13 protein-coding genes are annotated in these 11,780 nt (G+C 39.9%); 11 read left to right on the plus strand and 2 right to left on the minus strand.

What is annotated here, in order from left to right; all coding sequences use genetic code 11:
- Positions 1-2: 2 nt before the first annotated feature.
- Positions 3-362 carry a hypothetical protein gene (locus tag HDCHBGLK_RS09450; RefSeq protein ID WP_004608094.1) on the minus strand — a complete coding sequence of 120 codons (360 nt, stop codon included), beginning with the start codon at positions 360-362 and terminating at the stop codon, positions 3-5.
- Positions 363-763: 401 nt separating this feature from the next.
- Positions 764-2,266, minus strand: coding sequence for a rhodanese-like domain-containing protein (locus tag HDCHBGLK_RS09455; protein WP_004608095.1), 1,503 nt, complete (start codon positions 2,264-2,266; stop codon positions 764-766).
- A 472-nt stretch (positions 2,267-2,738) separates the two neighbouring features.
- Between HDCHBGLK_RS09455 and HDCHBGLK_RS09460 the strand changes: the two genes are divergently transcribed.
- The 11 genes from HDCHBGLK_RS09460 to HDCHBGLK_RS09510 are packed head-to-tail and all read left to right on the plus strand — an operon-like array spanning position 2,739 to position 11,774.
- Positions 2,739-3,533, plus strand: a complete 795-nt coding sequence (locus tag HDCHBGLK_RS09460; protein ID WP_233440646.1) for a (Fe-S)-binding protein — start codon at positions 2,739-2,741, stop codon at positions 3,531-3,533.
- Between the two features lie 23 nt (positions 3,534-3,556).
- Positions 3,557-4,528, plus strand: coding sequence for a biotin synthase BioB (locus tag HDCHBGLK_RS09465; RefSeq protein WP_004608097.1), 972 nt, complete (start codon positions 3,557-3,559; stop codon positions 4,526-4,528).
- Positions 4,529-4,545: 17 nt separating this feature from the next.
- Positions 4,546-5,538, plus strand: a complete 993-nt coding sequence (locus HDCHBGLK_RS09470) for an ABC transporter substrate-binding protein (RefSeq protein ID WP_004608098.1) — start codon at positions 4,546-4,548, stop codon at positions 5,536-5,538.
- Positions 5,539-5,549: 11 nt separating this feature from the next.
- Positions 5,550-6,353 carry an ABC transporter permease gene (locus tag HDCHBGLK_RS09475; protein ID WP_004608099.1) on the plus strand — a complete coding sequence of 268 codons (804 nt, stop codon included), beginning with the start codon at positions 5,550-5,552 and terminating at the stop codon, positions 6,351-6,353.
- A complete protein-coding gene (locus HDCHBGLK_RS09480) occupies positions 6,343-7,065 on the plus strand; it encodes an ABC transporter ATP-binding protein (RefSeq protein ID WP_004608100.1) in 723 nt (240 codons plus the stop codon). Before HDCHBGLK_RS09475 ends, HDCHBGLK_RS09480 begins: the two co-directional genes overlap by 11 nt.
- Positions 7,066-7,083: 18 nt before the next feature.
- On the plus strand, positions 7,084-7,416 hold the full coding sequence (locus HDCHBGLK_RS09485) for an arsenosugar biosynthesis-associated peroxidase-like protein (RefSeq protein WP_004608101.1): 333 nt from the start codon (positions 7,084-7,086) through the stop codon (positions 7,414-7,416).
- Positions 7,417-7,418: 2 nt separating this feature from the next.
- Positions 7,419-8,399 (plus strand): arsenosugar biosynthesis radical SAM (seleno)protein ArsS, encoded by a 981-nt coding sequence (gene arsS, locus HDCHBGLK_RS09490; RefSeq protein ID WP_004608102.1) that lies wholly within the window; start codon positions 7,419-7,421, stop codon positions 8,397-8,399.
- A gap of 14 nt (positions 8,400-8,413) precedes the next feature.
- On the plus strand, positions 8,414-8,845 hold the full coding sequence (locus tag HDCHBGLK_RS09495; protein ID WP_004608103.1) for a C-GCAxxG-C-C family protein: 432 nt from the start codon (positions 8,414-8,416) through the stop codon (positions 8,843-8,845).
- An 18-nt stretch (positions 8,846-8,863) separates the two neighbouring features.
- On the plus strand, positions 8,864-10,102 hold the full coding sequence (locus HDCHBGLK_RS09500) for an ABC transporter substrate-binding protein (protein WP_004608104.1): 1,239 nt from the start codon (positions 8,864-8,866) through the stop codon (positions 10,100-10,102).
- Positions 10,102-10,962, plus strand: a complete 861-nt coding sequence (locus HDCHBGLK_RS09505; protein ID WP_004608105.1) for an ABC transporter permease — start codon at positions 10,102-10,104, stop codon at positions 10,960-10,962. The genes HDCHBGLK_RS09500 and HDCHBGLK_RS09505 overlap by 1 nt, the downstream gene beginning before the upstream one ends.
- On the plus strand, positions 10,959-11,774 hold the full coding sequence (locus HDCHBGLK_RS09510) for an ABC transporter permease (protein ID WP_004608106.1): 816 nt from the start codon (positions 10,959-10,961) through the stop codon (positions 11,772-11,774). Before HDCHBGLK_RS09505 ends, HDCHBGLK_RS09510 begins: the two co-directional genes overlap by 4 nt.
- Positions 11,775-11,780 lie beyond the last annotated feature (6 nt).

Here is an 11,780-nt window from a genome sequence, read left to right on the forward strand (position 1 = left end):
TATTATATTCCTCTTTTCTGCTTTAGATTGGCATCTTTGTTCCGTTTTACAATCTCTACTTTTCTTAAGAACTCATCAAGATCGTAATCAGCCATTGTCATTAAATATAATCCGTATAAATCATCCCCACCTGTAAAATTTCTTGTAGCTTCTGCAATTGCTTCATCACACATGTTGATTATTGGCATCATTGTGTAGTCTTTTGCAAAAGAACAGAACGGACAGTTTCCACTGCAAGGAGAACACTCGAATCCAATCTGTCCGAAAATTGCTCCTGTGTTTCCTGTTTTTCTACGAATGATGTCAGATGCGACACCTCTCATTAATACTGCCTCTGGGGATGCATCTTCTAATGCTAACATGCATTCTTCCTTTGTAAGGCACAAAATCTATAACCAGCGTACGGCAACTGAACGGATTAATAACCGGATACTCAATGATTACGGGCTACACCACATGATGATACATGGGAAAGTGAATTATACTTTCTTTACCGAATCTTAAATTGTATCAATTGTTCATCGAGTTCCCGAGACCACACATGTATTTTGACCGAAGCCATGATATACCTACATGCAAATAAATTATAGCATGTGCTTCGTAAAAGATACAGCCAAGACTTTGGAAAGGAAGATAGATTTATCTTATAAAGTGACCTTTATATTGATATTTTCGAAGGGATAAATAAGAGCCGTTATCAATCATGATAATGGCTCTTTGTAATGTAACCTATATTAATAAAATACCAATTTTGATTAATATCTTATCTTGCGACTCTTTTTCTGAAAACAAGAATTACACTAGAAGCAGCTAATAAAAGGAGATACATAAATGTCTGAGAGGTATCGCCGGTTTCTGGTACACTATTTTTAGTGGCAACAGTAACAGATGATTTCTTATCCGTAGTTGTTCCAGTATTCTGATTCGCCTGTTGTTCCTGTTCTGTTGTTATGAATTTAGCCTGAATAGATTCGTTCTTGGCACCACCTTCGATGGTGAAGACATTTGTATATCCTTCATTGTGTAATAACTCAGTAGCTTTTACAGCACCGCGGCTTCCGCTGTTGCAAAGAACATAAATAGTTTTGTTTCCAAAAGTAGACGGGTTGGATTTTACATATGCGGTAAATGATGCCCATAATGCTTCTGCCTCAGCACCCTCAATTACATTTCCTTCCGCAAATACAGGAAGTGAAAGAGATCCTTTTAAGTGACCTGCTGCATATACACTGGCAGCACGTACATCAAGAAGAAGAATATCCTTATTACCAATAGCATTGATTGCGGCGTCTGCAGATACATAGGTTAATTTAGCCTTTATATTCGTATCTTTCGCACCGCCCTTAATTGTAAAGATATTTTTCTGGGATATTCCCTGATCTACCAGCAGTTGAGTTGCTTTTTGAGCACCGCGTGAGCCACTGTTACAAAGAATATAGATGTCTTTTCCGGCAAAAGTAGTTGGATTAGTCTTCACATAATTCGTAAAAGCAGTTTGATTAGCGAGTGCTTCTGCATCATCAACACTATTGCTTACAGAATTAAATACAGGAAGTGAAAGAGAGCCCTTTAAGTGACCTGTTGCATAGACACTATTTCCGCGTACATCTAAGAATAGTTTGTCAGCAGCACCAATTTCATTAGCAGCTGTAACTCCATCTACAAAATTGTATTCTGTGATAAAGGCAGCCTGAATAGTTTCATCTTTCGCGCCACCTACAATGGTAAAGACGTTCGTGTATCCAAGATTATTTAATAATTCTTTAGCCTTTATAGCTCCACGACTTCCACTATTACAAAGAACATAGATATCTTTACCAGTAAAAGTTCCCGGGTTACTTTGTACATAAGAGTTAAATGCAGTCCACAGAGCTTCTGCCTCAGCACCCTCAATTACATTTCCTTCCGCAAATACAGGAAGTGAAAGAGATCCCTTTAAGTGACCTGTTACGTAGGAGCCGGAAGTACGGACATCAATAATCAGAACCGTTTCGTTATTGATTGCATCTACAGCCTCTTTTCCCGTGACTGTATCGTTGGTATTACCATACGTTTGTATGTCATTTGGAATGACATCGTTTATTGAATCCTGACCAGGAGTATTTGTATCAGTATTAATATCAGTATTGATATCAGTATTGTTAGTAGTGTCTGCATCAGTACCTTCTTCTGTTGGTGAAACCGTTGATTCCTCCGCCAGCACAAGCATTGAATTACTGAAGACCAAAACTCCGGCCAGGAGAAGCATTAATAATTTTTTTTTCATAATCTCTCCTTTAAAATATTGATATAGGTTACAATTTCATTATATAGAGTTTTACATATAGAATAAAATTGTTATTATCTATATATACAGAATTATATAGAAAGAAACATCATCAGTTTAGGAAATTGCGTGTTATGAAATTTAGACAAGAAAAAGTGCACCATTACTCATATCACAGATTTCATCTATATGCATAGATGATTATAGATAAAAACAATTACAAGTGTAGGTTGATTTTTGTTATACTAAAAGTATCCTAAGTGAGAAGGGAAGATAGATGAAAAGCTATATAAATCTTATGGAAGGGTGTTTACGGTGTGGGCAATGTACAGCACACTGTGATTTTTTATGTAAATACGGATTGGATCATAGCCTTGATAATCTTGAGAGGCTGAAAGAATTATCTTTTCATTGCTTTATGTGTGGAGAGTGCGCTGCATATTGTCCGAAAGGGATTGATGGAAAAGTCATTATGCAGATGATAAGAGAAGAGCAGACAAGAGAGAATCATGGGAATCCGGTGATTGGCGGATATGAGAAATTATTGGAAGAAAAGATCGATTATCTGTATCAGAATTATCGTCTTGGAGGATATAAAAGTGTGCTGTTTATGGGGTGCAACTTTCCAGCATATTTTCCAAATTCTACAAAGAAACTTAGTAAGTTATTTCTGGAATCGTACGACATAGGAACCATATATGAGTGTTGTGGAAAACCTGTAAGAGAATTAGGATTAACAAAGGAAGCTGGGGAAAGCATACAAAGAATTCAACAGAGATTGTGTGAAAATCAGATTGAAGAGTTGATAACCGTTTGTCCCAACTGCTATTTGTATTTGAAAGATAAAGTGGACGTTCGAGTCGTGTCTATATATGAGAAAATCAAGGAACTTCAGATTGGGGAGAATATAGATGACGAAAATCCATACATTTTTCAGCCGTGCCCCGATCGGATGGAAGGTTTTTGGAAAGAATCTGTACAGACATTTTTTAACAATGAGATACAATGTATAAAAGATGTTCAATGCTGTGGTCTTGGAGGATGTGCGAAATCATCAGAACCAGAGATTGCCAATGGATTTGCGGATAAGATTCGAAAGAAAGGATATGAGAAAATCTATACTTATTGCGCATCCTGTACAGGAAATCTGAGACGTAACGGGTGTGAACATGTATGGCATCTGTTGCCGGTTATTCTCGGATTTCCACAAGAGGACGCAGATATAGAACATAATAGAAGGAATCGGGAAAATTCAAAATACTGGTAGGATAGCTTTAGGAGAAGAGAAATATGTTTGGCAGGGTTGAAAGAGCGAAAGAAAAAGCTTTCAGAGGAGAGCCGTTTACCAAAGAAGAACTTATAGCATTGCTTTCCATAGATCCGAAATCAGAGGAAGTAGAAGCACTCGGTATGGCGGCACATGAAGTGGCACAGGAAGTTACAGAGGGAAAAGCAAGATTGTGGGGTGCCATAGGGGTTGATTACAAACCTTGTGAGATGGATTGCAAATTTTGTTCTCTTGGAAAATCTTGGGGAATCGTAAAAGAAGAGAAAGAATATACCTTGGAAGAGATGGTCCGACAAGTAAGATATTATGTGAAAAATGATTTTCATTATATATTACTTCGTTCAACAGAATTTTACGATCCAAATTCCTTGGGGAAGATTATAAAGAGTATTCGCGAAGCAGTTCCGGGAGATTATGAGCTTGGATGTAATATAGGGGAACTGGAAGAGGCAGATGCGGAATATATGTATGAGTGCGGAGGCAGAATTGCTTATCACTGTGTTAGATTGAGAGAAGGGGTAGACACCAGGTTCCGGGTAGAAGATCGAGTGCACACCGTAGAAGTGATTCGTGATTCTAAGATGAAGCTTGGATTCTGGGTGGAGCCGGTGGGGATAGAACATACGAATGAAGAAATTGCGGAGAAGATTCTAGAAACCTTGCATTATCAGACGGATGTCTGTGGTGTGATGGCGAGAGTTCCGGTAGCAGGGACTCCGTTTGAGAATGTTCCGATGATCAGCGAAAAGAGGATGGCACAGATTACGGCAGTTCTGCGTCTAGCATGCGGAAGAACAGTAAAAGATATCTGTACACATCCGGCCAGTGAATTGGCAGTGCGATATGGAGCCAATGTTATTACTTTGGAAACGGGAGCGATACCAAGAGATGCCGATTTTCAAGAAGAATATTGGAAAGGATTGCATATTGATGAGGTAAAAGAATGGCTGAATCAGAATGAATATCATATATAAGAAAAGGAAAAGAAACTATGATGAAGAACAGTAAACGATGGAAAGCTGCATTGATGGCAGCAGCGTTAGGAGCATCCTTAATCTTAGGAGGATGTCAGGAAAAAGAAAATACAGTTGATAAGGGACAGAAGGAAGAGACGGTTCAGGTGAAGGTAGGAACCTGGAAGACAGCACAGACGATACAGCCGTTTTTCTATCAGCAGTTTACGGATGAAAAATACGAAATCGAAGTAGCACCATTTACGAACCCGGGTGATCAGAAAGCCGCACTTCTTGCAGGAGAATTAGATATGACAGGAACAACATTAGTGACAGCTATTTCCGCCGCTGCGAATGGAGAGCCGGTTAAGATTGTATCTAGTTTATGTAATAAGTGTTCTGCACTTGTAGTTGGAAAAGACTCTGATATTCAGACAGAAGCAGATCTGAAGGGAAAAACTATTGCTTATGTACCGGGGACAATGCACCATGCACTCCTTCTGGATGTATTAGAAAGAGCAGGTCTTAATCCAGAAACGGATGTAGAATTAGTAAGAATTGACTTTTTTGATATGGGGCAGGCATTACAGGATGGAAAGATTGATGCGTTCTGTAGTGGAGAGCCATATCCATCAGAGGCAATTGTAAAAGGATACGGAAGAGTTTTAAGCTATCCGTATTTTGATGATAGTATTGATACGATTAATGCAGCCATGATCGTGACAGAAGATACCATCAAGGAGAATCCAGAGTTGGTACAGGATTTGGTAAATGCACACTTAAAAGCATCCGATTATTTGACAGAAAATAAGGATGCATGGTTTAAAAAAGCATATGAATTCGGAACAGACAAAGAGATTATGGAAGTGTCTGCAGAGAATATTGAGTTATGTGGGAATATCGATGAGACATTCATAGAGCATACCAAGAATCTGGCACAAAAAATGAAAGAGCTTGGAATTATCAATGAAGTTCCGGATGTAGATGCAATGTTTAATCTTACATTTTTGGAAAATGCTGATAAATCATAGAAAGAAGCAAGATGAAGAAAAAAAGTTTACAGGATCGGTTTATAGGGACTATCATTCCGATTATGGTATTAATTGTATGGTTTTTATCCACACAAAATAATGCAGTACAGAGTTATGTTGTTCCTTCACCAAAAGAATTTGCAATCGTATTTTTTGATTTTATATTTGGTAATATGCAAGCATCTCCTTATAGCGGTAAAATGTTGGAAAATCTGTTGATCAGTACACTTCGTGTTGGAAAAGGATTCTACGTTGCAGGTGTGACAGGAATGATACTCGGATTTCTGACTGGGCGAGTTCCATTACTGAGAAAGATGTGCGATCCGATGATACAGGCACTTCGAGCGGTTCCGGGAATTGGATATCTGCCACTTGGTATGGTATGGTTTGGTGTAGGAGAAGAAAATACATTATTTTTAATCTCACTTGCAGCATTTTTTCCTGTATATTTGAATACGCAGGAGGGGGCATCAAGAGTGCCGGAAATATATATCCGGGCAGGTAAGATGCTGGGAGCTAAGAAAATGATACTATTCTTTACTGTTATCTTTCCGGCAGCATTTAGTCATGTAATTGTAGGACTCAGGTTGGCACTTGGAGTGTCATGGGCCTATCTGGTGCTTGGTGAGATGACCGGAGTGACTAAAGGAATCGGGGCAATCATGATGGATGGAAGAATGTTGGGACATGTAGATATTGTTCTTGCTTGTATGGTTGTGATTGCAATTACCGGAAAGTTCTGCGACTGGATTCTGGTGAAATTATGCCGGACATTTGGAAGAGGACTGATGGAGGATAGTTCTAATGAAGGATAATGTATATAGAATAGAACATTTGAACAAATCTTTTGAAAATACAAATGGAGAACAGATTCAGGTATTCGATGACTTATCTATGGATATAGAGAAAGGAAAGATTACGGCTGTTCTTGGACCGAGTGGATGTGGAAAAAGTACACTGCTCAGTATACTTGCCGGGTTTGAATGTTATGAGTCAGGAAATATCCCAGAAGAGGAAAGCCGAGGTGTTGTGTTTCAAAGTCCTGCACTTTTCCCATGGCTGACGGTAAAAGGCAATGTAGAGTATGGATTGAAACGCAAGGGAATTCCCAAAGGGGAGAGAAAAGAGCAGGTAGAAACATTTTTAAAAATGGTTCAGTTAGAAGACTATGCTAAGTATTATCCAAGGGAATTGTCGGGTGGTATGCAGCAGAGAGCTGCGCTGGCAAGAACGCTTGTGCTACGTCCGGAGATGCTGCTGATGGATGAACCATTTTCAGCGTTGGATCCGAAACTTCGCATACAGATGCAGCAATTGACATTAGAATTGTGGAAGGAATTGAAACAGACAATCTTTATTGTGACGCATGATGTAGAAGAAGCAGTGATGGTGGCAGATATTATCTACCTAATGGGAGAGAGCCCACAGGGTGTTCGACGTAAAGTTGAGGTTTCGTGGGTGAAGAAAGAAGAAAACAGAAATACAAAAGAATTTTTTGAATTAAAAAATTCTTTATTAAATACTTAAAATACAAGGAGGAAGAACATGGATACGTATTACAATCCAGAAGATCTGGCAAAGTTTGGAACAATGGGAGAAGAGGCTCCACAGTTGTGGGAAACATTTATGAATTATTATGGTTCTGTATTCGCAGAAGGAGCACTGACAGCAAGAGAGAAGTCGTTAATTGCACTGGCTGTTGCATCTGCAATTCAGTGTCCGTATTGCATTGACTCTTATACAAATGACTGTCTGAATAAAGGTGTCAATGAGGAACAGATGACAGAGGCCATTCATGTAGCATGTGCAATTCGTGGCGGCGCCTCTTTAGTGCATGGAGTACAGATGAAAAATATCGTAAAGAAATTGGAGTTTTAAGGATGAGTGAGAATTTAAGATTAGCGGAGACAACAAGTGTCCCGGCATTTGAAGAATGTATCAAAGATGAGAGTGTGAAATATACGTTGGACAATCTGGAGGTTCTGCAGATTAATGTGGGAAGACTGTGTAACCTGGCGTGTAAGCATTGCCATGTTGAGGCTGGTCCTGCAAGAACAGAGGTTATGTCTCGTGAGACACTGGAGGCCTGTCTTCAGTTATACAAAGAGTGGGGGTTTAAGACGGTAGATATTACCGGAGGTGCTCCGGAGATGAATCCGCATTTTGAGTGGTTTGTAGATGAAGTGACGAAAGTATGTGATCATGTAATCGTAAGATCGAATCTTGTGATAATGAAAGAAGAAAAATATGCACATATTCCACAGTTCCTGGCAGATCGCAAGGTGGAGATTGTGGCATCACTTCCTTATTATCGTGCGAAAGAGACAGATCGACAGCGTGGCGATGGTGTGTTTGACGGGGTTATTGAAATCCTGCAGAAATTAAACAGCCTTGGCTATGGGAAAGACCCGGAACTTGTGATTAACCTTGTGTACAATCCGAATGGAGCTTTTTTCCCACCGGAGCAGGGTGCTATGGAAAAAGAATATAAGCAGCGTCTAATGGCAGACTTTGGAATTGTATTCAATAATCTCTTTACGATTACGAACAATCCAACAGGAAGATTTGCAGGATTCTTGAAGCGATCCGGCAATCTGGAGAGTTATCTGCAGAAATTGTACGGCGCATTTAATGCAGCAACATTACCAACGATGATGTGTAGAAATCAGCTTTCCGTTGGATGGGATGGGAGAGTATATGATTGTGATTTTAACCAGGCGGCAGATCTCCCTGTTCTGAAAAAAGAAAATATTGCAGACTTGGTTGGGAAACCTTATACAAAGAGAAAAATTTGTTTTGGAAAACATTGTTATGGATGCACAGCAGGACAAGGCTCAAGTTGCGGTGGAGCAACAGAATAGAGGAGGAGTAGAACATGGAAGAAAAAGCGATTCAGGAGAAGTTTATGCAAGGATATGACTGTTCCCAGGTAGTAATGGTTCATTTTGCAGAGCGGCTTGGAATATCTGAAGAGATTGCAAATAAAGTATCTGCCTGCTTTGGCGGAGGTATGATGCAGGCGGATACCTGTGGCGCTTTCACAGGAGCGTTAATGGTAATCGGAATGAAATACGGACACTATGATGCAGACCAGCTCCTCGCACAGAAGGATGTCATGATGGCAAAAAGTGCTGAGTTTAAGAAGAAGTTTTTTGAAAAACGCACATCATGTAACTGTAAAGAACTCTTAGGATATGATGTATCTAAGCCAGAGGGGTTCCAAGAAGCATTGGAAAGTGGTAGAATGATGTCATTCTGTCCTGGAATGGTGAAGGACGTTATAGGGATTTTAGAAGAAATTTTATAGATACGGAGGAGCAGGGAAATGAAGAAGAGATTAGTGGCAGCAGTGCTTGCACTGACAATGTCCCTGTCATTAGCAGCATGTGCCGGTGCAGACAAGAAAGAAACAAAAAGTGACAAAGAAATCAGCGAGATGAGTTTTGACGAACTTAAGGAGGAGGCCAAAGGCACTACCGTAACATTCTATGGATGGGGTGGAGACGAGATGCTCAATGATTGGCTGGACAATGAATTTGCTCCGGTAATGAAGGAAAAGTATGATATTACTATGGAGAGAGTGCCTATGGATATTGATCAGATATTAAGTCAGTTATCCGGGGAAATCCATGCAGGAGAAGAGGATGGAAGCATTGATATGATCTGGATCAATGGAGAAAACTTCCAGTCCGCAAAAGAAAACAAGATGCTTTACGGACCTTTTGTAGAGGAACTTCCTAATTATCAGGAGTATGTAGATGCAGAATCTGAGGATGTAACACTGGATTTTGCTTATCCGATCGAAGGGTATGAAGCGCCATATGGAAAAGCACAGATGGTGATGATTTCAGATACCGCTGTTACACCAGAACTTCCAAAGACGGCAGAAGAACTGAAAGCGTTTGTACAGAAATATCCAGGAAAAGTTACTTACCCGGCATTGCCTGATTTTACAGGAAGTGCGTTCGTAAGAAATATTATTTACGAAATCTGTGGCTATGAGCAGTTCTTGACAATGGAAGCGGATAAAGAGGTAGTAAGAGAAGCAGTCGCACCGGCAATGGAATATTTGAAAGAATTGAATCCGTACCTATGGAATGAGGGAAAGACATTCCCGGATTCATCCACAACAGTGGATCAGATGTTTGCGGACGGTGAGCTGGTTATGAATATGACCTACGGTGCTTATGACACTGCATTAAAGATTGCGGACGGAACTTATACAGAGACTACACAGGCGTTCCAGTTTGATAACGGTACGATTGGTAATACGAACTTTATGGCAATTGCAGCAAATTCTTCGAACAAAGCTGGAGCAATGGTTGCAATCAATGAGATGCTTTCTCCTGAGATTCAGGCAGATCGGTATGATACGTTAAAGGTAATACCGGTTCTGGATAATAGCAAATTATCTGAAGAACAGAAAAAAGTTTTTGATGCAGTAGATCTTGGACAGGGAACGATTCCGCAGGATGAATTGTTGTCAAAACGTTTACCGGAAATGTCTGCTCAGTTAGTACCAATTATTGAAGAAATCTGGTTAGAAGAGGTTGTTGGAAAATAATGCGGAAAAAATCAGTACCATATGTTTTATTAATTCCGCAGATGTTGTTAACAATTATATTTTTTATAGGATTAGTGACTGGAATCACCCAAAGTTTAGGAGTGATTCCAGCTTTTGGCTTAACAGAACCAACACTAAAATACTATAAAGAGATATTTACAAGACCGGAGATTCTGAATTCTGTGAAGTATAGTCTTCGAATTGCATTGATATCTTCAGCAGGGGCTACTATTATTGGAGTTTTCTTTTGTGCTGTATTTGTTATGCGTGGAAAAGCAAGTAAGGGTATGATGCGAATCATTCAGCTGCCTATTGTTGTGCCACATGTGGTGGTAGCGCTTTTTATTATCAATGTATTTGCGAGCAATGGAGTGTTGGCAAGAATTGCTTATGCACTGGGGTGGATTCAGGATCAACAACAGTTTCCTGCATTGCTGTACCAGTCTAATGGAATAGGCGTTGTTCTGGCATATCTGTGGAAAGAGATTCCGTTTATTATCTATTTTGTAATTGTGTTGATGGAAAACATTAATGGAAGACTGGGGGAAGCCGCAGTTAATCTGGGGGCTGGAGCATGGACCGCCTTTTGGAAAGTGACTTTGCCGTTATGCAGGAAAAACATCTGCAGCGGATTCCTGATTATTTTTGTCTTTGCACTTGGGGCATATGAATTGCCGCTTTTATTAGGAGCAACAGTGCCGAAAGCGCTCCCGATATTGGCTTATCAACAATATGTTCATCCTGATCTGAGAAATAGACCATATGCGATGGCAGTGAATGGTATGATTATCTTAATCTCGCTGATCAGTGCTTTGGTATATTTCCATCTGATGCTTAAGAAAGAAGGTGAACGGTCATGATGCAGAAAAGAAAGACCATATGGAATAGAATTGTAATATGGCTGCTTGTAATTAGCATTCTGCTTCCGTTGATTCTTCTCGGAGTGTGGGTATTTACGGAGAGGTGGGCTTGGCCGGATATCATTCCCCAGGTATTTTCCACCCGAGCTATAAGAGAAGTATGGGGAAGGAAAGAGCAGTTGTTTCAGGTGTTTTTTTCCAGTATTTATATTTCATTCTTGGTTGGACTTCTTGCAGTAACGATTGGACTTATGACATCAAAGGCACTTCTCTTTTATGAGTTTCGTGGGAAATATTGGATACACTTTTTTACAGTTTTGCCATTCATGGTGCCGGCTACTGTATTTGCTATGGGAATTCAGGTGACATTTATTCGTATCGGATGGAATAATACGGTTACGGGGGTGGTGGTCGCACACCTTATCTATTCTTTACCTTATGCAGTGCGGTTGATTATGGATGGAATGGAAGCTGCCGGGGATAAACTGGAAGAGCAGGCGAGAGTTTTGGGAGCATCACCAACATATGCATTCTGTAAGATAACCTTACCAATATTAACACCAGTGATGCTCTCTGCATTTTGTATGTCGTATATTGTATCCTTTAGTCAGTATTTCATTACTCTTTTAATAGGGGGAGGAAAGATTAAGACATTTCCGATGATTATGGTTCCTTATCTTCAAGGTGGCGACAGAAATATCGCATGTATCTACAGTTTGATTTTCCTCGTGGTGACCTTGACATTATTCGGTATATTTGATCGTATAGCAAAAAGATTCGGCAGGCAGGAAGATACGGAGTTCTATGTCTAAACAGTG

Source organism: [Clostridium] scindens ATCC 35704 (genome assembly GCF_004295125.1).
Classification (GTDB): Bacteria; Bacillota; Clostridia; order Lachnospirales; family Lachnospiraceae; genus Clostridium_AP; species Clostridium_AP scindens.